General features: G+C 64.4%; 18 protein-coding genes and 1 pseudogene. 10 read left to right on the forward strand and 9 right to left on the reverse strand.

Annotation, left to right across the window (positions count from 1 at the left end):
- Positions 1-190 precede the first annotated feature (190 nt).
- From VF34_RS10060 to VF34_RS10070, 3 genes are read right to left on the reverse strand one after another with little or no spacing between them, the layout of a single operon-like run.
- Entirely contained in the window at positions 191-592 is a 402-nt protein-coding gene (locus VF34_RS10060) for a RidA family protein (RefSeq protein ID WP_032384918.1), read from the reverse strand.
- 41 nt (positions 593-633) lie between these two features.
- On the reverse strand, positions 634-1386 hold the full coding sequence (locus VF34_RS10065; protein WP_045841380.1) for an IclR family transcriptional regulator: 753 nt from the start codon (positions 1384-1386) through the stop codon (positions 634-636).
- Positions 1383-2405, reverse strand: coding sequence for a sugar kinase (locus tag VF34_RS10070; RefSeq protein WP_045841327.1), 1023 nt, complete (start codon positions 2403-2405; stop codon positions 1383-1385). Before VF34_RS10070 ends, VF34_RS10065 begins: the two co-directional genes overlap by 4 nt.
- Before the next feature lie 114 nt (positions 2406-2519).
- Between VF34_RS10070 and VF34_RS10075 the strand changes: the two genes are divergently transcribed.
- Genes VF34_RS10075 through VF34_RS10090 form a run of 4 tightly spaced genes read left to right on the forward strand, consistent with a single transcriptional unit; the run spans position 2520 to position 7504 of the window.
- Complete coding sequence (locus tag VF34_RS10075; protein WP_045841328.1) at positions 2520-3803, forward strand: type III PLP-dependent enzyme domain-containing protein; 1284 nt, start codon at positions 2520-2522, stop codon at positions 3801-3803.
- A gap of 13 nt (positions 3804-3816) precedes the next feature.
- Positions 3817-5430: an N-acyl-D-amino-acid deacylase family protein gene (locus VF34_RS10080; protein WP_045841329.1), complete on the forward strand. Its 1614-nt coding sequence runs from the start codon at positions 3817-3819 to the stop codon at positions 5428-5430.
- On the forward strand, positions 5427-6065 hold the full coding sequence (locus VF34_RS10085; RefSeq protein ID WP_027497688.1) for a bifunctional 4-hydroxy-2-oxoglutarate aldolase/2-dehydro-3-deoxy-phosphogluconate aldolase: 639 nt from the start codon (positions 5427-5429) through the stop codon (positions 6063-6065). Before VF34_RS10080 ends, VF34_RS10085 begins: the two co-directional genes overlap by 4 nt.
- Entirely contained in the window at positions 6062-7504 is a 1443-nt protein-coding gene (locus VF34_RS10090) for a GntP family permease (protein ID WP_045841330.1), read from the forward strand. The genes VF34_RS10085 and VF34_RS10090 overlap by 4 nt, the downstream gene beginning before the upstream one ends.
- Here the strand turns inward: VF34_RS10090 and VF34_RS10095 are convergent.
- Both VF34_RS10095 and VF34_RS10100 read right to left on the reverse strand, forming a co-directional pair.
- Positions 7421-8647, reverse strand: coding sequence for a hypothetical protein (locus VF34_RS10095; protein WP_045841331.1), 1227 nt, complete (start codon positions 8645-8647; stop codon positions 7421-7423). The genes VF34_RS10090 and VF34_RS10095 overlap by 84 nt on opposite strands.
- A 58-nt stretch (positions 8648-8705) precedes the next feature.
- The gene (locus VF34_RS10100) at positions 8706-9887 is read right to left on the reverse strand and encodes an NAD(P)/FAD-dependent oxidoreductase (protein ID WP_045841332.1); all 1182 of its coding nucleotides are present in this window, start codon (positions 9885-9887) and stop codon (positions 8706-8708) included.
- A gap of 267 nt (positions 9888-10154) precedes the next feature.
- Between VF34_RS10100 and VF34_RS10105 the strand changes: the two genes are divergently transcribed.
- Both VF34_RS10105 and VF34_RS10110 read left to right on the forward strand, forming a co-directional pair.
- Positions 10155-10424: a hypothetical protein gene (locus VF34_RS10105; protein ID WP_032364406.1), complete on the forward strand. Its 270-nt coding sequence runs from the start codon at positions 10155-10157 to the stop codon at positions 10422-10424.
- Between the two features lie 166 nt (positions 10425-10590).
- Positions 10591-10998, forward strand: coding sequence for a VOC family protein (locus VF34_RS10110; RefSeq protein WP_032364405.1), 408 nt, complete (start codon positions 10591-10593; stop codon positions 10996-10998).
- A 6-nt stretch (positions 10999-11004) separates the two neighbouring features.
- On the opposite strand, the gene VF34_RS10115 is transcribed toward VF34_RS10110, so the two are convergent.
- Positions 11005-11979, reverse strand: coding sequence for a sigma-70 family RNA polymerase sigma factor (locus tag VF34_RS10115; protein WP_045841333.1), 975 nt, complete (start codon positions 11977-11979; stop codon positions 11005-11007).
- Between the two features lie 90 nt (positions 11980-12069).
- Between VF34_RS10115 and VF34_RS10120 the strand changes: the two genes are divergently transcribed.
- The 4 genes and pseudogenes from VF34_RS10120 (at position 12070) to VF34_RS10135 (ending at position 16776) form a co-directional block, all read left to right on the forward strand.
- Positions 12070-13050 (forward strand): GTP pyrophosphokinase, encoded by a 981-nt coding sequence (locus VF34_RS10120; protein WP_027497694.1) that lies wholly within the window; start codon positions 12070-12072, stop codon positions 13048-13050.
- Positions 13051-13100: 50 nt separating this feature from the next.
- A complete protein-coding gene (locus VF34_RS10125) occupies positions 13101-14573 on the forward strand; it encodes a DUF2079 domain-containing protein (RefSeq protein WP_197077452.1) in 1473 nt (490 codons plus the stop codon).
- A gap of 111 nt (positions 14574-14684) precedes the next feature.
- Positions 14685-15854 (forward strand): annotated as a pseudogene (locus VF34_RS10130) (sulfite reductase subunit alpha); the annotation flags it as partial.
- Positions 15855-15933: 79 nt separating this feature from the next.
- Positions 15934-16776 carry a TY-Chap domain-containing protein gene (locus VF34_RS10135; RefSeq protein WP_052718656.1) on the forward strand — a complete coding sequence of 281 codons (843 nt, stop codon included), beginning with the start codon at positions 15934-15936 and terminating at the stop codon, positions 16774-16776.
- Positions 16777-16780: 4 nt separating this feature from the next.
- Here VF34_RS10135 and recD read toward each other — a convergent pair whose 3' ends face one another.
- Genes recD through recC form a run of 3 tightly spaced genes read right to left on the reverse strand, consistent with a single transcriptional unit; the run spans position 16781 to position 25247 of the window.
- Positions 16781-18643, reverse strand: a complete 1863-nt coding sequence (recD, locus tag VF34_RS10140; RefSeq protein WP_045841335.1) for an exodeoxyribonuclease V subunit alpha — start codon at positions 18641-18643, stop codon at positions 16781-16783.
- Positions 18640-21972: a UvrD-helicase domain-containing protein gene (locus tag VF34_RS10145; protein ID WP_045841336.1), complete on the reverse strand. Its 3333-nt coding sequence runs from the start codon at positions 21970-21972 to the stop codon at positions 18640-18642. Before VF34_RS10145 ends, recD begins: the two co-directional genes overlap by 4 nt.
- On the reverse strand, positions 21969-25247 hold the full coding sequence (gene recC, locus VF34_RS10150) for an exodeoxyribonuclease V subunit gamma (RefSeq protein ID WP_045841337.1): 3279 nt from the start codon (positions 25245-25247) through the stop codon (positions 21969-21971). The genes VF34_RS10145 and recC overlap by 4 nt, the downstream gene beginning before the upstream one ends.
- Positions 25248-25300: the final 53 nt, after the last annotated feature.

Consider the following 25300-nt stretch of genomic DNA (forward strand, 5'->3'; position numbering starts at 1 on the left):
ATGGCTGATAACCTCTGCCTTGTCTGGGTTGTTCAGGACGTACTCCGTACAACCTCGTTGTCCCGGTTTGTGAAGACCGGGTCGGTGTCCGTGTCGCTCTGACTCGACAAAAGTTACGCGAAGACCAACGCTTACGCAAATCGCCTGGTCAGATGTAATTTTCGTGTGAACATCTGGGTCGAGCGTGCAGTCAGACGACGGCGATGGCGTCTATCTCGACCAACATCTCCTCGCGCGGAAGCCCCGTGAACACGGTCGTGCGGCTCGGCAGCACGTCGCCTGTCGTGTTCGCCGAGACGAACTCGCCATAGGCGTCGTTCATGATCGAGAAGTCCTCACGCTTGGTCAGGTACACGCGCAGCATGACGACGTCGTCGAACGTCGCGCCGCCGGCTTCCACGATTGCCTTGACGTTCTCCAAGGTTCGAGTGGTCTGCGCGGCGACGTCACCTGGGAACAGGTATTCGCTCGTCGCCGGATCCACCGGGCCCTGACCCGAAACCTGCACGAACGGCCCTTTCCGCACCCCCTGGGAGAAGGTGTGTGCCGGGGCCGGGGCACCGGTGGTGCGGATTTCGATCTTTTCGCTCATGATTTTCCTTCCATCGAACTGTCGTTTGTCAGTGGGCGGTCTTATAGATCGGGCGGCCGCCAGCCCAGTCCTTCGGAAATTGCCGCTGCCGTGCCGCGCACTGCGGGCAGCGCAGCCAGTACCTGCTGATGGTCGAGCAACATGTCCGGTACCGACATGGACACCGCGGCCACCACGTCTCCGGTCCCGTTGCGCACCGCGCAGCCGACGCAATTGACGAAAGATTCGTGTTCTTCACGGTCCTCCGCAAAACCCTGCTGGTCCACGAGCTCGAGCTCGCGCAGGTATTGCTCCGGTGTGCTGATCGTGCGTTCCGTGAACGGCGTGTACGTGATGCGTCGAGCGATCTCTTCTCGTTCGGCGCGCGGGCGGCCTGCGACCAGTATCTTTCCCACCGCGGTGCAGTGCAGCGGTGCCGGCCGGCCGACGCGTGAGTACATCCGCACGCTCTGCTGTGCGTCGAACTTGTCGATGTAGATGACCTCCCCCGCCTCGTACGTGGCCAGGTGCACCGTCTGGCCCGTGTCGGAGTTCAGTGCAGCGAGATGCGGTCGCGCGACGGTGCGCACGTCTCGCTGCTCGAGCGCGTGATTTGCGAGCTCGAACAGCCTCGAACCGAGTTGGTACCGGTGATCTGCTCCATGGCTGACGAACCTGTCCGATTCCATGGTCCGAAGCAGTCGCAGCACCGTCGTCTTGTGTACACCGAGGACTGCGGCGAGTTCGTCGAGTGACTTCGATCCGTCCCCGAGCAAACCCAGGATCGTCAGCGCCCTCGACAAGCTCTGGCTCACAACGCCGCCTCGGTGTGCACCGCTGCCACGGCCGCGTAGTCGAGTGTCGCCCACGCATTGTCGTCGATTCCGGCCAGTGCTGCCAGTTCGTCGTGCGGCAGGACTTTCGCTACATCACCGTGGCCGGTCAATGCGCCTGCGGCACAGAGATGTCCGAATCGCACACGCTGCGCCGCGCTGTATCCCATCAGCAACGCGGCCAGAAAGCCGCCGGCGAAAGCGTCACCTGCACCGATCTTTTCGACGACGTCGAGTGTCAATGCGGGGGCGTCGACTCGCACGACTCCCTCGAATGCCGTCACCGTGTGCGCATCGTTCTTGATCACCAGATGACGGGGCTCGGGAAACATCTCGCGTAGTTCCACTGGACTCGATGTCCCGAACACCGAAGCGGCCTCGTCGGCACCCATCGACACGATGTCGCTACCGCGGACGTGCTCACCGAGGACGCGGGCCGCGTCGTCCGAACGCCCGGCCCACAAGGCCGGCCGATAGTTGAGATCGAAGCTGACAGTGGAGGGGCCGGCCATCAGGCTTCGCGTCAATTGTTCCGCAGTGGGTGAGATGGCGACGGTGATGCCGGTGAAATGGACGATGTCGGCGCAGTCGATCGCCGCTCGCACCTCGTCGTGAATATCGTTGGGCGAGAGCGCAGTAGCAGCCGAAAGAGACCGGTAGTACGTCATCGCGCTGTCTCCCAGAGGCAGGTCGTGACGGTGATCGGACCCCGATCCGCGCTCCTTGATGTAGAGGCCCGTCGGCCGCCCGCTATCGACGATCACGCCCGACGTGTCCACACCGGCAGCGTCGAGTTCCGCGACCAGATATCGGCCGAACCCGTCGTCACCCACCCGCGAGACCCACGCAGCCTCGATTCCCAGTTGGACGAGGACACGAGCCACGTTGGCTTCCGCACCTCCAGCCGTCCGATGGAACGTCTCCGACCGTTCCAGTGGGCCAGGGTCCGCGACGAGGACAGCGAGGCCTTCGCCTACACACACCACCCGGGGGGCTGCCATGTCCGTCTCCTCGAACTCTTGCGGGAATGCATCGTTGGATGCAGACTACAAATGAAAGACATGATACGCAACCGTCGTTGCATATAGCGCAACGCAGAACTCGAGGAGACTGCCGTGATCGACACTGCCGGAGTCGAGGCGCTGAGTCGACGACTCCTGGGGCCCGAACACAAATCGTTTCCAGCGAGATCGTGGGGACAGAGCGCCGAGAGCTTTCTGGCCACCGCGCCGCGGCTGTCGGAGTTCACCACCCCAGTACTCACCCTCGACAGGACACGCATCGCATCGAACGTCGATGTGATGGCGCAGTGGACCAAGAAGGCGGGCGTCCTCCTGGCACCCCACGGCAAAACGACCATGGCTCCCCAACTGTGGAAGCAGCAACTGGATGCGGGCTGCTGGGCCATCACCCTCGCTACCGGTTGGCAAGTTCAGGTGGCACGCGCATTCGGTGTAGAGAGAATCGTTCTCGCCAATGCCGAAGTCGATCCTGTTGCTCTGAATTGGGTTGCTGCCGAACTGGACTCGCATCCCGAGTTCGAGTTCTACTGCTGGGCGGACAGCGTCGCCACGGTGCGAGAGATGAACCGCATCCTTGCCGACCACGGCGATCGACCGGTGTCCGTCGTCGTCGAACTCGGCGGCGAGCACGGACGAACCGGCGCGCGAACGACCGAGGAGGCCGTCGCAGTAGGACGGGAGATCGCCGCGTCACCGCGCCTCGCACTGGCCGGTGTGGGCGGCTACGAGGGTGCCCTGAGCCACGACCGTTCCGAGGCCGGCCTCGCGGCAGTACGCACCTACCTCGACACTCTCGCCGCACTGCATCGCACCTTCGATGCCGAAGGACTATACGGAGATCACGCCATTGTGACCGCAGGCGGGAGCGCGTACCAGGATCTGGTGGTCGAACGCCTGCATTCTCTGACCTCGGGCAACGGCGTGCGCACCGACGTCGTGCTCCGATCCGGGGCCTACGTGGCGCACGACGACGGCTTCTATTCGCAGATCTCACCGCTGACTCCCGCCCGAACCGAGACGCCGTTGGTTTCTGCGATGCACGGATGGGCGCGAGTGGTGTCACGCCCCGAGCCCGGCCTCGCATTGCTGGACGCAGGTAAGCGCGACTTTCCTTTCGACGAAGGAATGCCCGTCCCGCAACGTGTTCGAGGTAATGAGCTCCTGGATCCGGCCGCGGAGGTGACGGCACTCAACGACCAGCATGCTTTTCTTCGACTACCGGCAGACGACGCCGGCGCACTTCCGGTGGGGGCGGTGCTGCGGCTCGGCCTCTCGCACCCCTGCACTGCGTTCGACAAATGGCGTCTGATCCCCGTCGTGGACGACTCGGACAGCGACGACCCACTCGTGGTCGATCTGATACACACCTTTTTCTAGGAAGCAGAACTTGATGGCGGACACACTATTTCGCGGGTTCGACGTCATCGACGGCACCGGTTCCGCGCGGCTGCGTCGGGACGTTCTCGTCCGTGATGGCACCATTGCAGCACTCGTCGAGCCCGGAAGCCTTTCCAGTGCAGACAGAATCGTCGATGCAGCACCAGGTCACGTCCTGTCCCCCGGCTTCATCGACATGCATGCGCACTCCGATCTGGGGTTGCTGACCGATCCTGGGCACTTCGCCAAGATCAGCCAGGGTGTCACCACCGAGGTGATCGGACAGGACGGCATCGCGTACGCGCCCATCGACGATGCGACGTTGGACGTCATCCGGCGACAGATCGCCGGGTGGAACGGCAATCCCGTCGATCTGGACTTCTCCTGGCGGACGGTTGCCGAGTATCTCGCCCGACTCGACCGTGGCATCACTCCGAACGCTGCATATCTGGTTCCGCAGGGAACGCTGCGCTACCTGGCCGTCGGTGCCGATCGACGCCCAGCAACGCCGTCCGAGATCACCCACATGCAGGAGTTGCTGGCACAGGGTCTGCAGGACGGTGCCGTCGGAATGTCGAGCGGACTCACCTACACACCCGGAATGTATGCCGACACAAGCGAATTGCGAGCACTGTGTGAGGTAGTGGCAGACTTCGGCGGGTTCTATGCTCCCCACACCCGGTCGTACGGCGCGGGTGCACTCGACGCCTACCAGGAGATGCTCGATCTCTCCAGAGAAACCGGATGCGCCCTGCATCTGACCCACGCAACGATGAACTTCGGTGTCAATCGTGGTCGGGCACGTGAATTTCTCGATCTTGTCGACTCCGCGATCGCCGACGGCTGCGACGTCACGCTCGATACGTATCCGTACCTACCCGGGGCCACGACTCTGTCTGCGCTGCTGCCGAGTTGGGCGATGTCGGGTGGGCCGGACCGAGCGCTGGAACGACTCGACGATCCGGCCGAGCGTCGCCGCATAGCGCAGGACGTCGATGTCGACGGCTCGGACGGCTGCCACGGAGTCACCGTCGAGTGGGAGACGATTCAGCTCAGTGGAGTATCGAACCCGGAACTCGACCGGTACGTCGGTCGCACGATGGCCGACATCTCGGCGGACGAAGGGCTCGAGCCGGTCGACGTGTTCTTCGACTTTCTACGCCGCGACGCTCTGGCCACGACCATCCTGCAGCATGTCGGGCACGAGGAGAACGTTCGCGAGATCATGCAGCATCCGCGCCACATGGGCGGCAGTGACGCCATTCTCGTAGGCGAAAAGCCACATCCGCGTGCATGGGGAACGTTCCCCCGCTATCTGGGCCACTACGTGCGGGACGAGCAACTGCTCTCACTCGAGGAGTGCATCAATCACCTCACGGGTCGTCCGGCTGCACGGTTACGACTGCGCAGGCGCGGCACGATCGCCGTGGGTCATGCTGCCGATCTCGTGGTGTTCGACCCGGACACCGTTCGAGACACCGCCACGTTCGAAGAGCCCAAACAGCAGGCCGCGGGAATCAGCCACGTGATGGTGAACGGCTCGTTCGCGATAGACGATTTCCTTCCCACCCACTCCTTGGCAGGCCATGCCCTGCGTATGGACTCAGCCAGAAAGCAGACGTCGTGAATGCACTGACGGCAATTCTCGAAGACCGCGCACTTGCCGTGGTGCGCGCGCCGCACATCTCGGATCCTGCCGCACTCGCACACGCCCTGGCCGGCGGCGGAATTCGCGCCGTGGAGCTCACGTTCACCACGCCGGGAGTCCTCGACCTCATCCGGGCCGCATCCGATGCGGGTGCCATCGTCGGGGCCGGAACGGTCCTCACAGCCGATCAAGCCCGGGCCGCCCTGGACTCGGGTGCCAGTTTCGTCGTGACACCGGGGCTGCGGTCAGACGTCGCCGCCGTGGTGACCGCCGCGCGCATACCGCTGATGATGGGGGCACTCACCCCGTCCGAGGTGATGACCGCGCTCGACCTCGGTGCAGACGCGGTGAAGATTTTCCCGGCGCGCACCGTCGGACCGGCCTATTTCAAGGATCTGCTCGGTCCGTTCCCGGATGCACGTCTGGTCCCGTCCGGCGGCGTCAACGCCGCAAATGCCGCACACTTTCTGGCAGCCGGAGCAGTGGCAGTAACTGCCGGCACGGATGTGGTGCCGCCGAATTCTGTTGCTACCGCTCAGTGGGACGACATCGCAGCACGAGCCCGGGCATTCGTCCACGCCATCGAAACCGCCAACGAGAAAGAACTGTCATGAATTCTGCCGTCGACTGGCTGAGAACCTCGACACCCGGCCTTCTGGTGCTGTGCGGCATAGCAATCGCCGTGTTGCTCGTCGTGATCATCAAGATCAAACTGGAACCGTTCGTCGCACTGCTCATCGTCGGACTCGGCCTGGCCCTGGCTGCCGGTTTACCGGTCAATCAAATCGTCGGAACCGCGATCAAGAGCAACGAGTCGTTGCTCGAGACCGGCTTCGGCGGAATTCTCGGGCATATCGCCGTCATCATCGGCCTCGGCACCGTACTGGGGGCCATACTCGAGAAGTCCGGCGGCGCACAGGCGTTGACCGCCAAGTTGCTCGGAATTTTCGGCGAACGCGGCGCACCCGTCGCGATGGGCCTGCTCGGATTGATCTTCGGTATCCCGGTGTTCTTCGACATCGGCATCTTCGTGCTCGCCCCGCTGGTGTACGTCGCCGCGCGCCAAGGCGGAAGGTCGCTGGTGCTGTACGCGTTGCCGATGCTCGCCGGCTTGTCGATGACGCACGCATTCTTGCCGCCGCACCCCGGGCCGGTGGCACTCGGTGGACTGCTCGAGGTCAATCTCGGTTGGCTGATCCTGTTCGGCTTCATCTGTGGCATACCCGGATTCATCGCTGCAGGCCTGGTGTGGGGAAACTGGATCGGCAAGCGCATCATCGTCGAGGTTCCGGACGACTTCATCAACGACGGGGACGACTCGCCCCGCGACTCGAACGGTGGCACCGGTGCCGTCACCACCGCACGACCGCTGGTCACGACGCCTCCCTCGGTGGGCACCATCGGCGCGATCATCGCGGTGCCGCTGGTCCTCATCCTCGGTGCCACCTTCGGTGGCATCCTGCTCGACCCGGGCAATCTGCTCGAAGTGCTGACATTCTTCGGCACTCCGGCCGTCGCACTTCTCATTGCCGTGCTGATCGCGTTCTACGTTCTGGGCATCCGCCGCGGGTCCACCGTTCAGGAGCTGAGCAAGCTCACAGGTGAGTCGCTGCGCCCGGTCGGCATGCTGTTGCTCGTCGTCGGCGCGGGTGCTTTCTTCGGAAAGGTCATCTCTGCCACAGGGATCGGCACCGCACTGGCCGACACCATGGCGGCGGCAGGTCTACCGATCATCGTCCTGGCGTACATCATCAGTTGTGCACTGCGTGTCGCACAGGGTTCGGCCACCGTCGCGATCGTCACCACCGGTGGCATCGTGGGCCCACTTGTCGCAGCGCAGGACTACTCGGCCCCCGCCGTCGCATTGATCGCCATGTCCATCGCAGCGGGCTCGATCATCGCGAGCCACGTCAACGACGGAGGCTTCTGGATCATCTCGAAGTTCTTCAACCTCACCGTCAAGCAGACGCTACAGACGTGGACCGTCCTCGAGACGATTCTGTCCGTGGTCAGCTTCGCGGTTGCCGGCATTCTCTTCGCCATCATCGCCTAGCTCGACGGCGCGGTCGGGTGTCGATGTCGGCACCTGATCGCGCCACTGGGAGTGCACCTGATCACCGACGAAATGCGTGTTCTCTGCCGACATCTCCCGGCTCCCCGACCGTCCGACGAGATCGTCTATTCGATCGTCGAGGCTGTGGGCACGAGCCATGGCGTCCGACGTACGTGCTTCACCCTCCGAGGACTCGACCAGATCGGCCAAACGAACCAACGCAGCCACTCGTCCCGTCAATTGGGTCCATACGACTTCCAGTGCGCGGCGACGTGATTCGACCTGTTCCGCCGTGTCCTCGTCGACCATCGTCCGACCTATACGGATCAACTCGTCCCCCACCGAGCGCAAAGACGTTGCATCGACCGAGATTTCGGCGAGCTCGACGAACAGATCGACCTGGCTTCGCTGAAACTCGAAGTACGTCGACTGCCACGCCGGCGAGCGATGTATGCGATCGAACGAGGTGCCCGCGAGAAACAGCAGCGTGTCGTAGCGGTCCGAGAATCGGTCGTCTTTGCGATCGATCAACTGATCGACCACCCCGGCTGCCCACTGCACCCGTTTGTCGATGGGCGTTCTACGTGCAAGCGTGCTGACTCGATCCTTTGCGGCGTCCGCCAACGTCAGACCTCGCTCGGCGAGCACCCCGTACTTGAGGGGTGCGGGCGTGTGCATCAATGCATCGAAGACCGCGTCGCGCTGTTCCAGGTCGAGATGGATACCTTCGCGACGTTCCTTGCGTGCCGCGCGGACGCCGTTGGCGTAATGCCGGTTCGACATCACCACCGTGGTTCGCAGATGCTCGATCCGCTTGTTCGACTCCGCGACTCGCAACTTGTAGACCAAGGCCGCGCCGGGCTTACCCGACGAATCCTTGGCACGCCATCGATCTCGCTCGTCCACCAACTGCCGCAAGGTTCCGAATCCCCCGACCGACGGGAGAGAACGCCCCGCACGCCACCGAGCGATGAGCACCGTTCTGGTTGCTCCGTCGACCCTGCCCGCCGCGACGGCCGTTGCGGCGGCGTCGGACAAGGGCTCGGAATGGCCGGGTAGCCGACAGTCGGCACAGAGGCGATGCACCCGGTCATCGAATCGAGCGCGCTGCTGTGCCGAATCGCCTGCATCGAACTGAGACATGATTTCTCCTCGGTCGCACCGCGGTCCGGCGTGCTCGCCGTCGAGTGTTCCAGAAAGTTCAGATCAACCCCTTCAGGGTTTCCTCCGTGTGCGGCTTCTTCTCGGCCAGCAAGGTGCGCGCCTCGTCCAGCCCCTCCCAGACATTCCACATCAGTACCCCGCGCACGACGGCATCGTCGTCGAGGTAGTAGACGACGCCTTCCTTGCCGATCGTCTTCCAGTTCTCCACCGTGTTCAGCGACGTTGCCACCGTTCCGATTGCCTGGTAGCCGTCGTCGTACACGTCGGAGTAGAAGTACGGAGTGTAGGTGTAGGCCGCGCCGGCACCTGCCATGTTGCGGCCCGCCGCTTTGCCCATCTCGGTTGCGTTGTCCACGTGCTCGATGCGTCGGCGACCGAGAATGGCGTCCGGGTAGTTGGCCACGTCGCCGGCCGCGTAGATGTGCTCGTCCGCGGTGCGCAGGAACTCGTCGACGACGATGCCGTTGTCCACCTCGAGACCTGCCGCCTCGGCCAGGTCTGTGCTGGGCCGGACACCGAGGCCGAACACGACCCCATCTGCTTCCACCGCGGACCCGTCGTCCAATTGCAGCTGGACACGAGCCGACGCCTCCGCACCCGACGTGACCTTGGTTCCTCGGCGCACGGTGACCCCGTGATCGGAGAACCCTTTGTCGAATCCGGCGGCCAGCGAGCGGGGGAACATGTGGCTGCCCACGACGTCGTCGGACGTGACGAGGGTGACTTTGACACCCTGTTGAGACAGCGCTGCTGCGATTTCCGTTCCGATGTAGCCGCCGCCCACCACCGCTATGTGCTCCGCGGTCTCGGTCAATTCCCGCAACATCCGGTAATCGGCGAAGGTGCGGAAGTAGATCACTCGTGGACTGGGCGACAGGTCGATCTGCGTCGGCGCTGCGCCGGTTGCGAACAAGAGCGTTCCGTACTCGTGGGTCTCACCGGCCGCTGTCGTGACCGCCTGCTTCGACCGGTCTACCGACGCGATACGCGTACCCGTATGGACCTCGGCACCGGTGTCCGAGGCGGTGCCGAGCGGAACCTGATCACGGCCGAAGTCGCTGTCGGTCCACAACTTCTTCGACAACGCGGGGCGCGTGTACGGCTCGTCGGAATCGGCTCCGAAGATCCCGATGGAACCCGTTGCGTCGTGTTCACGAATCCCACGAGCAGCACTGTCGGCAACCATTCCGCCGCCGATGATCAGGTAGTCGTATCGCATCGCTCACTCCTTGCACGTGGGGGTATCGACGACCTGGCTACCCGGAACGGCGTGAGCGCAACCACTCCGACGCCTCGGTTCGGAAGGCCGGAGAAAATCGAACCGAACGAACTGTATGCAGCATCACACCCCGTAAAGGTTGGCCCAGGCCCGTCCAGTGGGCATCTTGGTTTGCGAGACGAAACATCGCGTTCACACATTTTGGGTTGTAACGGTTCGGCTCGGACGAACGACTCACACCTCAGGACGCGAACAAAAGGAGACGATGTGACTGTTCAGATCGATTCGCTCGCAGCCGGCACCAGCAATGCCGACAACGCGATCGCAGACGTCGACCAACTCTTCGACGAAGTTTCAACGCTGGACGCCAACATCCTCGACGCCATCGAGCGCCGCACCCGCTTGGCGCGCACCCTCGCTGCCGTGACGCCCGACGCCACCGTGTCGGACACCACAGCAGACCCCTACGCCGATCTCGGCAACGACGGCCGAGTTTTCTCGCGGATGCTTTCCCGCCTCGCGCAGATCACCCGGTAACGTCCTTCCCCCTTTATTTCGCAGTCCGCGACCCCGTCGAGCACGTCTCGGCGGGGTCGCGTCGTGTCTGGGCAAGGCACCGGTGAATTTGTCGACGGACCGTTGTCAGTACCGGCACGACCGTTGTTCGACGGTCGTGCCGGTACCCGACGAATAGGTGTCATCCATGTCCCGTTTGCTGTTCGCCAATATGCCCGTCCGCGATGTCGTGGCCACCCGCGCATTCTTCGAGGGTCTCGGCTTCGAGTTCAACGAGATTTTCAGCGACGAAAACACCGCCTCGATGATCGTCAGCGACCAGGCCACGGTGATGTTTCTGGCCACATCGAGGTTCGGGGATTTCATCTCCGATTCGATCTGCGACACGACGTCGGCTCGTGAGGTACTGATGTGCATTTCGGCCGACAGCCGCGCCGAGGTCGACTCACTCACGGACGCGGCCATCGCCGCGGGTGGATCGAAGTGGATGGAACCGCAGGATCATGGGTTCATGTACGGCCGAGCATTCCGTGATCTGGACGATCACGTGTGGGAAGTGATGTGGATGGACCCCTCGGCCGTTCCGACGAGCTGATGTCGCTCAGAGGCGGTCGGGCAGTCCGAATCGATCGAACAGCAACAGATCGAAGAAGCAGGCGACATGCCCGACGCCTCGAGCGTCGACGTCGAGAACGTGTAGTTGGAACGGTCGATGTATTCCGTCCTCGCCCACCATGTAGAGCCCGTACGCAGGTTGACCGTTCGCTGATGTCGCCACCATCCGCATGTCGCCCGCTCCCTGGGCGGGGCAGTTGTTTCGGATGAGCGATCCGATCGTCTCGGCTCCCTGATACCAGCCGACGAACGGGGGCATCTCCCACACCGCGTCCGAGGTGAAGAGTGTGACCAGCCGGTCGATGTCGTAACGCTCGAAGCACTCCACGTACTGGGCCAGGAGCTGGCGCAGTTCGGCAGATTCGATGGGTTCCACGTTGTCCAGTTCCGGAGCGATCTCTTCGAGTCGCTCGCGGGCCCGCTGCAGGAGGCTGTTGACCGCAGTGGTCGTCGTGGCGAGAACCTCGGCGACCTCGGAGGCCTTCCACTGCAACACCTCGCGCATCAACAGCACTGCGCGTTGTCTCGACGACAGATGCTGCAGCGACGCGACGAACGCGAGGCGAACCGACTCCCTCCCCACCACCAACGTGGCCGGGTCGTTCGAGTCGGCCAGATCCGAGTCGGCAATCGGTTCGAGCCACGGCACCTCGTTGTTCTGCACCAGCTCGTCGGTCGGGCCCGAACTCGGCGCGCCGAGTCCGGTAGGAAGCGGACGCTTGGCTCGTCCCTCGAGGGCGGTGAGGCACGTGTTCGTTGCGATTCGATACAGCCAGGTGCGCAGCGACGATCGGCCCTCGTACTTGGCGTACCCCCGCCAGGCGCGGATGTAGGTCTCCTGGAGCATGTCCTCGGCGTCGTGGATGGACCCGGTCATGCGGTAACAGTGCGCCAACAGCTCGCGACGGAACGGATCGAACTGCGCGACGAAGTCGTCGTTCTGCACAGATGCCACGGTCATGCGGAAGAGCTTAAACCGGGTTCGCCCGCATCGACGGCCGATCGCGCGCCACCGCCGGGATTGGTCGGGCCTCTGGGTTAACCTCGGCTCGTGACATCGCTCAGCAGCATCGACGACTTGGTAGAAGAGCTGTATCTGCATCGTCGTCGCGCGTGGGAAGCCGCACTCGTCACCGCACAGAATTTTCTCGAGACCATCGCCGACGAGATACTCGAAGATGTCGACCGAGACAGACTCAATGCCCAGACCGCGCGGATCAAGGACCCTGGCAGATCTGCCGACAAACTCCGTCGATATCTGTCCGAGGGACGCATCAGCGAACCGCACGACGCCGACGCCGTGGCCGACGCACTGCCCGATCTGGTCGGCATCAAGGTGCTGTGCAAGACCCCACGGGACCAGCTCTCGTTCGTCACCGCACTCGAGCGCGCGTGTACCGATCCGAAATGCTCGGTGCGGTTCGCGCAGCCGCCCACCGACTACGTCTCGTTTCCCAAGCCGAGCGGATACCGGGCATATCACGCTGTGCTTGTCGTACGAGTGGCCACTCATCAGGGCGACCTCGACGTGAAGGTGGAGGTTCAGGTCAAGACGCGGCTGCAGGACGCGTGGGGCGAGCTGACCCACGAGGACATGTACAAGCCCGGTGAAGCACTCAAACCGACCAAGAAGCACACCGATTACGCCGCGCACATGGCGCACCTGCTCGATCAAGTCGACGCCATGGCCGACGATCTCGCCGCGCAGCTCGACTCGCTGACCGCCGCCTCGAAGGACGGCAGCGTGGTAGCACCCGACCCGATCCCCAAGGACCCCGACTTTATCCGGGCACGCGTCACGCGCACCGGCCCTCGCTACGCCCTGGCCGTCGGTCCGGACGGGCGCCGTGGGCTCGTCCCCGCACGGTCGGTCAAAGCCGTGATCGGCTCGACCGATCGCATCGCAGTCAACGATTACCTCGAGGTGGGCGACTACATCGACGTCGTCGTGGAGGACTCCGAGGACGCGCTGTACTACCACCTGACCTCGCAGCCGCCGCGACGCACGCAAGGAAAGAAACGCAAGCGCTGACCGGCGTTTCTCAGGAAGATCTCACGTCGGTCCGGTAGACATGCCATCTCGTGACCACTACCGAGAAATCCCAGGTCGTCACCGACGGCGATAGCGTCGCCGCAACTACGACCGGCACACGTGCCATCGGCCGTCTGCGCAGGAGACTCCGGTCTCCCGATGTGATGGTCCCGACCGTCGCGTTCGTACTCCTTGCATCGCTGTACTCGACGATGTCCGTTCTCGGCCACCGTCAACTGCGCACATCGGGCTTCGACCTCGGAATATTCGTGCAGCAGGTCGCGTCGTACTCGCAGTTTCGGGCTCCGACCTCAGATCTGCTGGGCACCGGCTACAACACCCTCGGTGATCACTTCTCGCCGATCACGGCCCTGCTGGGTCCGGTGTACCGCGTCTTCCCTCATGCCGAGACGCTGCTCGTCGCTCAGGCGGTTCTGTTCGCGCTCGCGGTGATTCCGATCAGTCGATTGGCGGTGCAGAAATTCGGCACTGTCGTCGGAACAGTGATTGCCGGCGCGTTCGGCCTGTCGTGGGGCGTACAAGCCGCGCTGAACTTCGACTTCCACGAAGTGGCCTTCGCGATGCCGTTACTGGCAATGTCCCTGGTGGCTCTCGTTCGCGAACGCTGGGTGCCCGCTCTGGCCTGGGCTCTTCCGCTGGTGTTCGTCAAAGAGGACATGGGTTTGACGGTCGTCGTCATCGGCGCACTGGTTGCCCTGTTCACCACCGGCCGCCCGCGCATCCTGGGCGCGATGACCGCGGTGTGGGGGCTGACCTGGGTGATAGTGACCGTCAAGGTGATCGTTCCCGCGCTGAGCTCCGACGACTCGTACGGCCAGGGCTCGAAATTGCCGCCCATCGGCGAAGGGATCGCCGATACCGCGCACGGGCTGGTTGCCGGAGACTCCCGGGCCGCAACGGCGTTTCTGCTGCTTTCCGTCACGGGGTTCTTCGCGCTGCGCTCTCCACTCCTGCTGGTCGCGGTACCGACGGTTGCCTGGCGCTTCCTCAGCGACAACACCAACTTCTGGAAACCGATCTACCACTACAACGCCATTCTGATGGTGATCGTCTTCGTCGCGCTGATCGACGCCTTGGCACGCAGCGAGCGCCACGCCCAGCTGACCGAAAGAGGTCGACGAGCGATCGTCGCCTTCGTCGCTGCGTTCGCACTGGTGGCATTACCGTTCCTGCCCATGTCGCGGATGGTGCACGCCGAGGAGTGGCGTGTCGATCCACAAGCAGCCACTGCCCGCGACATCTCGGCCTGGATCCCGGCCGGTGACCGTGTTGCAGCGTCGAACAACCTCGTGGCACAACTCGTCGCCGACCACGACGTCTCGGTGTTTCCGCAGCGACCGACCGACTCGACCGTCCCGGACTGGATCGTCGTCAACCGAGAACGGCCCGCGGGTTGGCCGACCGACGAACGCGGCGATCGGCAGGCGATCGACCGGGCACTGACCACCGGATACGACGTCGTCTACTCCGTGGACGGTATCGAGGTGCTGCACCGCAACTGAGCGGTCCCTACTAAGGTTTCGATCAGTTCGGGCATTTCGATACCACGGGGTTCTCGAACTCTCGACATTCGACCGATCACGACAGCTACGGCAAGGCAGGTACAGGACATCGACGCTCGAACCGGCGACCTCGGCACCACCCGAACAGCATCGAAGCGGTCACCGTGGAATCGGAAGAATCCGTACCGCGCGCAGGTGTCGAGCAACCGATTGCTGTCCGGTCCCACCTCTGCAAAAGAAGTACGACACTTCTCGATCGACCTCGGTGACAGCGGAATCACCTACGAGGCGGGAGACGGATTCGGCGTCAAACCCGTCAACGACGCCGCACTGGTCTCGGCCGTGATCGACCGTCTCGGTGTCCCCGCAGACACGGCCGTCCACACCAAGTCCGGAGAGATCAGCCTCGCCCAGGCCCTGACCACCGAATACGAAATCGGCATACCGTCGATGGACCTGATAGAAGCCATCGCCGAGCGGGCCGGTGATGCCGAACTCGACCACGTGCTGCAGAACGGCGACCGGGCGTCGTTCGACGCGTGGACATGGGGACGCGACGTCGTCGACGTTCTCGACCTCGATCGGTCGGGTGCTCTCGACCCCGCCGAATTCCTGGGCCTGCTCCGTCCCCTGCAGCACCGCGTCTATTCGATCTCGTCGTCGCCGACAGCGCACGAGGGAAGCGTGCACCTCACCGTGTCGACCGTGAGATACCGATCGGCCGAACGAGATCGCGGCGGGGTGTGCTCGACGTACTTGGCAGATCGTGTCGGCGACGCGCAGGAAGCGGGAGTGTTTCTTTCGGCCAACAAGTCGTTCCGACTTCCTTCCGACGACACTCCGATCATCATGATCGGTCCGGGCACCGGAGTAGCACCGTTCCGTGCGTTTCTGCACGAACGTCGGGCTCGCGGTGCGTCGGGCCGAAACTGGCTGTTCTTCGGGGACCAACATCGAGCGAGCGACTTCCTCTACGAGGACGAACTCACGGACTTCGAGCGTGACGGTCTGTTGACCAGGCTGGATCTGGCGTTCTCGCGTGACCAGTTCGAGAAGATCTATGTACAGCACCGCATGCGCGAGGCCGGAAGGCAGCTGTACGGCTGGCTCGAAGAAGGCGCACAGATCTACGTCTGCGGAGACGCGTCACGCATGGCGCAGGGAGTCGACGAGGCACTCCACGAGGTTGTCGCCGAACACGGTGGGCGCTCCTCCGACGCCGCGGAGGACTACGTGAACGACCTCAAGCGCGCCAAGCGCTATCTGCGCGACGTGTACTGACGGGCCGTTCTTGTCGGACCCCCTCGCTACCGTCACGGGCACAGCAATGAAGTTCTCGTCCGAGTAGAGGGTGTGCACCGTGAACGCAGTGCAGAACGACCATTTCGACTCCACCACCGCGCGTGCATGGGGCACGTTCACCGAGAATCTGCACGCGCACCTGCGGTCGCTGCCGATGCGGGACTACATCACTGTGACGGCCGCGCAGGCCAGCCCGGGCGAGCGTGGGCTCCGGCCGTACATCGACATCGCAGCAACTCGAGACGGGGCTCTGGTGTCGATCGCGTCGCTGCCCTCGCTGCTGTATCCAGAGGCACCCGAGTCGGTCACCCTCGACGTTCAGTTGCTCGACTTCGGGTGGCTGGACCGAGGCAAGCCCGTCGCAGACGGGTCGATCATCGATCTCACCCGAACGGATTCGAGGGCCGACGCTGCACTCGTCGCCGAAATGGTGACCCGGGCGTTCCGGGAGCTGTGGAACGTTCCCCACCCGTCGTTTCTCAGCGTGTGGGGCGTCGCCGCAGACGGAGCCGCCTCGGGACCGATCGACCTCCAGCGCGGAATCGTCGGCGTCCGGTCCAGCACTGCCCAGGACGGCAGTGCCGACTCGACGCCGACCGATCCCCCGTCCGACATCACCGACGTTCCCGACGAACTGCGATCACTGCACACCCTGTGCCAATTGACCGGTCGCAAACTCGACGCGCGAACAGTGCACTCGGTGTGCGTGGGGGCGGACATCGACGAACTCGGTGTACACGCGCTCGCCCTGCATCGCTCGGCGGCCGCACACTCGGACCGCAGCGCAGCCGAGGGAACAGGCACCTCGATCGCGGTCTGGACAGGACTGGCCCGAACTTGGCTGTTGGTTGCCCGCAGTATCGCAGCTGCAGCCGGATCGGACCGGCACGCCTGTCGCTGAACTGCTACAGAATCCTTCGCCGCAATCCGCTGGCCCGCAGGACCTGACGTTCGACTCCGGCTCGGATGGCCTCCTCGGTGCCGATCACCCGTACATGCGACCGCGCACGGGTGATCGCGGTGTAGAGCAACTCGCGAGTGAGCAGAGTCGATGCCTCGGCGGGCAACAGAACCGACACGGTGTCGTACTGACTGCCCTGGCTCCGGTGAATCGTCATCGCGTACACGGTCTGGACGGCAGAGAGGACGTTCGGGTGAATGAGAACGTGGCCGCGACCCCGCGCGAAAGCAGCCATCGGAGTTCCGTTCTCACCCGACACCACAACACCCGTGTCTCCGTTGTAGATTCGCGCTTCGTGATCGTTGGCCGTCACCAGCAGCGGCTGACCGGGGTACCAGTAGGCGGGGTCGAGGAAGGTCTTGTTCGCTTCTCCCACCCACTCGAGTGCCCGCCGATCCCACAGCGCAACGCCCCACCGCCCCTCACGGTGCGCGCACAGAAGTCGATGCTTCTCCAGTCCCAGCAGCGCCGCGGCGGCGTCACCGCGGGTTGCCGCCGCTGTGACCTCGGCGGCGGTATCGACCACGTCGGCCCGCAATGCATCGGTGTCCTCGGGTGCATGGAACGAGATCTGGTCGTCACCGGATTCGAGTAATTTCATCACCTCGTCACCGCGGCCGTCTCGAACTGCGACGGCCAGACGGGCGATCGCGCCACCGAATCGTCGACCGCGGCTGAGCCGAACCACTCCGCCGCGCAACCTGTCTCGCTCGAACGCACTGAGCGCCGCCTCGTCCGGATCCTCGGCTGCGTCGAAATCCGCGTCGACCAGGTGCGCCAACACTGGGTTCTCGGTGCCGGTGACCGGCCGTGCCACGAGGTCGGCCAGCACTGCTCCGGCGTCGACGGACGTCAACTGATCGGGATCGCCCACGAGTATCAACCGCGATTCCGGTCGAACTGCTTCGAGCAGGCGACACATCATCGTCAACGACACCATCGACGTCTCGTCCACGACCACCACGTCGTAGGGCAGTCGATTGTGGGAGTCGTGACGAAACCTGGTCTTGCTGCCCGGTTTCCACCCGAGCAGGCGATGCAGAGTCATTGCTTTCAGTTCTGCCGGGAGACCCAGCAGTCCCGCTTGCTCGGCCACCGACTCCTGCAGGCGAGCGGCAGCCTTGCCGGTGGGGGCGGCAAGACCGATTCTCACATCGCTGCCGTGTTCTCGAACCACCAGCGCCAGAATTCGAGCCACCGTGTGGGTCTTACCGGTGCCCGGCCCGCCCGCTATGACCGTGGTCCAGTGCGTCGCCGCGAGGGCTGCTGCAATCCGCTGTCGATCGGGAGGGGTGGTGGGTGCGCCGGATTCGTCGATGAACAATTCGGCCAACGCACGGTCGATCTTTGCACCGTCGACGACGGGGTGCGACTGCGATCGAGCGTCGAGTATGCCTCGAACTGTATTCTCCTGCAGGTGATATCGATCCAGGTACAGCAGTTCACCCAGGTCGGTGCGCACCAGCTTCAGCGGCGTCAGCGGCCCGTTGGCGCTGCCGACCACGAGCGGGCTGACCGCCAACGCGTCGAGAACGTCGGACAGATCGGGCCAGGGAAGAAGGCTCGGATCCACGTCCGATTCCTCGTCCACCGTGACATCCCGCAGTCGCTGCAGGTCCAGACATATCGATCCGGATCGCACTGCGCGCACCGTCAGAGCCGTGGCGAGCAGCACCGGTTCGGAGGCTTCCCCGGCCAGGGCACCGAGCCGCAACGCCACGTGCACGTCGGCCGCTGTCAGTACACCGGCGTCGTTGAAGGACCGCAGAATTCCGCTGCCGCGCAGCGCCGTCGAGACACTCGTCATCGTTGTACCTTTCCGGCGAGCAGATCCGACAACTCGACCACCAGTGCCGCAGGCGGATCCCAGTCGAACACACCGCAGCCGGCCGGAGTCTGCGGCCCCACCATGCCCCGAACGAACAGGTACCGTACTCCGCCGAGATGCGTCTCCGGCCGGTAGTTCGGTTGACGCCATCGCAAATACCTGTGCAACGCAACGGCATACAGAATGGCCTGCAGCGGATAGTGCGACCGCATCATCTCCTGCGCCATCTTCTCGCGCGTGAAATTGCCGGTCGTCAGATCGCCTCGGGCCAGGCGGTTGGTCTTGTAGTCGACCACGATGTAGCGAGGGCCGGGTACCCGAAGAACGGAGTCGATACTTCCGGTGAGAAAGCCGCGCAGTGGGGTGGCTTCCACTGCATCGAGCAGATCGGCGTAGTCCGCGAGGACATCCGCCGGGTCGAGATGTCGACGCAGCAGCTGCGCAACCGATGTCAGAGTCACGCTCGATTCCACCGGGTCGTCGCCTCCGGCCAAGGGCAGCTCGAAATCCAGCTCGGCCAGGTGGTCGTTCGGCGCGATGTCGGCCAGCGTCCCGAAGCCCAACGGTGTCTGCATCACCGGCAACAGGGCGGCTGCCAGAGCCGTCGGATCGACATCTGCCATCCGTGAGGCAACGGCAGCTCTGCAGCGCTGCTCGAGTTCGGACAGTAGATCGGCTGCGGAGGTATCGACGTGCTCTAGGGCCTCGTGCACCAGCGTTCCGAATGCGGCACCGGCCGGCATGCCGTTCATAGGTGACTCGATCCCGTCCACGGACTCGTCCGAGTTCGCGCTTCCCAGCGGAGGTTCGACAGGCTCATCCGCTTTCTCGGGCCGCTCGGCCTCACTGGTCACCCCCACCTCCGGCTCGACGGGCGACGCATCGTGCGCGTGAGCCGTCAAGGCCGAGTAGGACGTTCGACGCCACAGCAGATCCAGAGCACGCCCGAAGCGAGCGGCAGTGACGTCGCGGTGTTCCTCCTCGGGGCGCACCCACTGCTGGTCCGAGGGTGGTGTGGGGCCGACTGCCTCGATCGAGATCAGATCCGCTGACGGACCGACCCAGGATTGCAAGCGGTTGGCGGTAGTGGCGTCGTCGAGCACCTTGTACGACGGCTCCGGCTGCGCAATCCCCGGAATGCGGCCGAACAGCATGCGGTGCAACGACGACGTAGCAGTGTTGCGTCCCGGTGCCCACCACAACACCACCTGACACTGGGCTCTGGTGAGTCCCACGTACAGCAGCCGTAGTTCTTCTCCGGCTTCTTCACGATCGTTGACAAGCTTTCGTGCTGCGTAGCCGGCCCCGGAGGGACCGCCGACGTCCCGGATGCGGTGGCCGTCCTCGTGCAGCAGCAGGGTCGACGGTGAGCTGAAGTAGAGCGTGTCCCAGGCGTACGGAAGGTAGACGACGGGAAATTCCAGCCCCTTGCTCCCGTGCGTTGTCATGATCTGCACTGCCGCCGAGTCACTGTCGAGCCGGCGACTGCGATCGGTTGAACCGCCGGCTGCCGGTTCCTTGATTCGATCGGTGAGCCACCGAGTGAGAGCGGTGATTCCGTACGATTCGGATACCGCTGCACGATTGAGCAGTTGGGCGATGTGCCGCAGGTCGGTCATCGTGCGCTCCCCCGCCTCGACCGCGAGCAACCGAGCATCGAGACCCGACTGCGCCGACACCCGCTCGAACACTGCCGCGAAACCCGCCTCGTCGAACAGCACGGAGTACTCACGCAGCCGGCTGCTCACCTGCGACAGAGCGTCCTCGGCCCCGGAATCGAGTTGGGCGGCAGTCCAACCGAGCAAAGGTGTCAGGGCTGCGAGTCTGACGCGGTCGGTGCGGTGCGGTTGTTCGATCGCTTGCAGTAGCCACAACCAGTGTCGAGCACTGTCGGTGCCGAAGACGCTGGTGCTGCTCGACACCACCGACGGCACACCTACTGCGTCGAGTGCATCTCGAATCAGCGCAACCTGTTTGGTCGTGCGAGTCAACACCGCGATGTCCCGCGGTTCGACCGTCCTCGGCCCGTCCGGCCGGTCCATGACGGCGTTCCCGGACAGGAGCGTCACGATCTCGGCCGCCACATCCGCAGCCACCCGAGAGCGAAGTCGATCCACCGCCGGAAATCCCGAACGTAACGGTCCTGCTCCGGTGCGAGGCAGATAGCGCAGCCGCAGCGGAGAATGTTCTGCCATGCGCGAGAACGGGTTCCGCGCTTCGACGCGATGGACGACGATATCGTCGTGTCCGAGAGCGGCACCTCCGTAGAGATGGTCCAACGCGTCGAGGAGCCCGGAGTCGCTACGCCAATTCGCCGTCAGCTCGTACAGATGATCGGCCGACTGCACCGCATCCAGATAACTCAGCACTTCGGCACCGCGGAAAGCGTAGATGGCCTGCTTCGGATCTCCGACGAGGATCAATGTCGCGTAGCCGTGAAAGGCCCGGCGCAGGATGTCCCACTGCATGGGGTCGGTGTCCTGGAATTCGTCGATCAACACGACACGGAACCGGTCTCGCACGCGCGCGCATGCTGCCTCCCCGTGCACGGGATCGGACAACACCGAGTGCAGCAGTCCGAGTAGATCGTTGTAGTCGCGGATGCCGAGAAGACGTTTGCGACGCTCGACCTCACGGCGGGCCTCCCGAGCGAACTGCACCCGCAGGGCGGCTTCCCGGTTGCCGTCGTCACCGTCGAGGTCGTCGATGTCGGGGTACAGGATCGATTGTTGATCTCCGACGGCAGCCGCGGCCAGTTGTTGGGCGTCGCGTCGCCCGAACGGAGGTGCGTCGTCGTCGCCGCTGAACATCTGCAGATACAGATCGTCGACCACCTGATCGAGCAGATCCGACACCGAGTCGACGAACGTGGATTCGGGTTCGCGCTCACCCGCGATACCCAGCCCGTCGAGCATGCGTTGACAGAAGCTGTGCGTGGTGACGATCGTCCCGGCATCGAAGTCCGACAGCGCTTTACGCAGTCGCCGGCGCCGCTTGTCCACTTCGTCGTCGTCTGCCGCGGCGAGAAAGGCGACGAGAGGGTCACGCGCACCACGCGCAGCGTCCGGATCACCGAGGTCTCGGGCGATCGACGCGAACCGGCTGCGGGTGCGATCGCGCAATTCCTGGGTCGCCGCCCGACTGAATGTCACCAGCAGAAGATCCGAGATCTCGGCCAGTCCTTCGGCGATGTACCGCGCCGCAAGTCCGACGATCGCGTACGTCTTGCCCGTTCCGGCACTGGCCTCGAGCACGGTCGTCCCGGTGGGCATCGGACCGAGGAGGTCGAATCCGCGTGCGGCGGTCATGCGTTCCCCATGTTCTCTGCGGTCAGCAATGGATCCCACAACCGGCGGGAGAGAACTCCGAAGCGGCTCTGCTCGTTCGCGGGGTCGGTCTCGTCGTCGAGAGGGCTCGGATCGAGCAACGTTCCGAACGAGAGCGTCGGGCCGTACACGTATCGCAACGATCGGTCGGTGCCGTCACCGAAATCGCCGCGCCACGCCCAGCCGGCAGATTCGTAACCGTCCTCGATCGATCCGCCGCCGAACCGCTTCTCCGCGTAGGCAGCTGTCGTTCCGGTCGAGATCGGCAGCGGCGCAACCAATCCGCGATCCCACAGGTCCACCACGTCGCGGAGTACCGCGAGGGGATTCGGAGGGGTCGTCAGGCGGGACCGGCGAGGCGGACGCATTCCGCTGGCGCGCCCGATGGTGACCGCGCTCCACTCCCCCGGCTCGGACGATGCCACCGCCAGCAGACGCACCCACGCCGCGAGCCTGTGCTTGGCCGCCAGCCGTGAATAGGACGAACGCACGAGTGTCCGGTCGTGAATGCCGGTGACGGTACCGGTCAGACGTCGCCCATCACCGAGATCGACCACGATGTCGGTGGTCTCGGCCGGGCCGTCGTGAAACGGCGCGGCCGCGTCGGCGATGATTCCGACGACTCGGCGGATGTCGGACATCTCGCGCCGACCTTGATGAAACGGAGGCAACGTGCCTCGCCGCCATTCGGCGTCGGCGAATTCGCCGATGTCCGTGCCGGCCAGCACCGCCGCCAACATCCGATCGCCGATGTTCCACCGAGACAACGGATCCAGTTCGATGTCGAGACTGTCCGCCAGATCGTCTTCGAGCTCGGGAACTCGAAACCCGAGACGTTGACGCAGAAACGCCTGAACCGGATTCTCCACGAACGCGATCACGTCGGCGAGTTCCACGTCGCCCGAATTCGCTGGGGGCAATGCATCTGGCAAGAACAACGGCACCGGTACGGACGGTCGCTGCTGAGACACTGCGCCCGCCAACGCCACCGTGTCGAAACTGAACGGGTGTCGGGCCTCGAAATTGCGAGGATCGAAGGGCTGCAGCGGATGCCGGTGTTCGACGCTTTTGCCGGCGGTCACGTCGAGGACGTCCATCAACTCGCGCAGCGGGATCGCGGGCGGCTTGGTCGATCCGTCGACGGGGTCGGCACCGGTGTAGAAGAGCAGTAGCTTTTCTTCGGCGGACATCACGGCGTCGAGCAGTAGTTGGCGGTCCTCGCTGCGGATGTCGCGTTCGCCGACGGCCGGGTCGCGTGCGAGGACGTCGTCTCCGTCGAGGCTGCCGACGCGGGGGAACACCTCGTCGTCGAGACCGAGAAGGATCACGACGCGGTGCGGGACCGATCGCATCGGCACCATCGTGCACACGGTGAGCTCTCCGGTGCGAAAGTTCGCTCGGGTGGGGCGGCCGGTGAGCCGGCCACCGAGCATGGCGCGCACGTCCGCCAGCCGCAGCTCGGCGGTGTCGCCGTGTTCGGTGGCCTCGGCGATCTCACGATGCGCTTGCGCCAGTTGCCATTCGTCGGCGGTGGGCACGTCGGCAAGCAGATCGAGGGTGCGGCCGAGCTGCCGCGTCCATTCGGTCACCGGGGCGCGCCCGGACAGCGCCCGTAGTACCGAGGCGAGCCGGTCGACCAGCTCGGCGAATCGGCCCGCGAGCCCGATGTCGTTACTGTCCACGTCGTCGAGGGGCAGCGCGAGGTCGAGATAGTCGTTCCCACTCTCGTCCGCCGCTACCCCGAGGAGGATACGGTCGAGTGCGGACTTGAAGGTGTTCTGCCGAAAGTTGTTCAAACCGAAGGATTCTCGTTGTCGTACCGTCAAACCCCAGCGGGCTCCGGACGTGGCGACCCATTCGCGGAGGCGTTCGAGGTCGTCGTCGGTGAACGAGAACTTCTGCCGCACCGGGCCGCTCGCCGCGAAATCGAGTAGTTCGCTGGCCGTCACTCGCCCCTCGGAGAAGTCGAGCACCGTAGCCACTACATCCAGTACCGGATTGGTGCGACGCAGGCCCCGATCGGCAAGCCGGACCCGCAGCCGATGACCGGGATGCACCAATGTGGCCTGGCCGAAATTGGCACGGATCAGCGGCGCATAGGTCTCGACGTCCGGGCACATGACGAGCACGTCACGGGGTTCGAGAGTCGGGTCGTCGGTGAACAGATGCAGCAGAGACTCGCGCAGCACCTCGACCTGGCGGGCAGGCCCATGACATGCGTGAATCTGCACGGTGCCGTCTGCGAGCGCCGCTTCGCCGACCGTCGTTGCGCGGGAGGGCACTTCGTCGCCGGCGATGTCGGATTGGATCGTTCCGAGCAAGGTCCGCGTTGGTTCGGGCCCTTCGTGGTGCACGGTGTGATCGGTGATCGAGCCGATGGTTGCCTGCAGTTCCCGCACGTCGCGCGACAGACTCGCCAGCAGCGGGTGCTCGACGGCCAGAGCGGTCACATCGTCGCGCCGTCGGGTGGCCGCCGGGATGTCGGCGAGTGTGGCCCACATCGACGGGCTGGGGTGTGGGATCCAGATGTGGACGTCGCGGTGGTGCGCGAGCGCGTGCAGGATGTCGAGTTGGTCGGCGGTCAGCCGAGTCGGACCGAACACCGACAACCTGGACGGTAGGTCCACCGCGTTCGGTTCCGATCGCAGTGTCGAACACGTATCGGGAAGGCGCTCGGCGGGACTCGGACTGCCGATCCGCTCGCGTACCAGGCTCCATATCCGCGGTTGCCACGTCAGGTCGTCGTCCAGTTCCTGGCCGAGCCCGTCGGTGAATCGTCCGGCGCGCCAGTCGCGCAGCATCTGGGGTCGCTGAGATCCGTAGGCGCGGAACAGCTCCGCGATGTGCGCGGCCGTCGACCAGCGGCGCCCTACCCGATGATCGTCCGATCCCGAACCCAGATGCTTGGAGAGCACCGCGGCCCACGGTTCGGTGCGGCAGTCGTCGATCACCGACAGCGCGGTCCACAGCACTCGATTGTGAGACCACGGGTCGTCGTCGGGATCGATGCCGTCGACCTCGGAGATGGTGCGCGCGACCAACCTCGCCGGGCTCGGAAACTCGATGTTCGCGGCTATTCCATCACCGTCGGGAGCGCCCAGGACGCTCGACAGACGTTGGGTGAGCCACCGCTCGACACCTCTTGCCGGCACCGACACGATTTCGGGCACGAAGGCATCGGGCAACGGCTCCGACAGAACATCGGCGAGGGCTGCAGCGAGCGTTCCTGCACGTTCGGCGCGGTGGAGCGTCAACACGGTCGAAGTCCCCTGCCTGCTCGTCTGAGAACGCCCGAATTCGGACTGGTGAC

Source organism: Rhodococcus sp. PML026 (genome assembly GCF_000963615.1).
GTDB lineage: Bacteria > Actinomycetota > Actinomycetes > Mycobacteriales > Mycobacteriaceae > Rhodococcoides > Rhodococcoides fascians.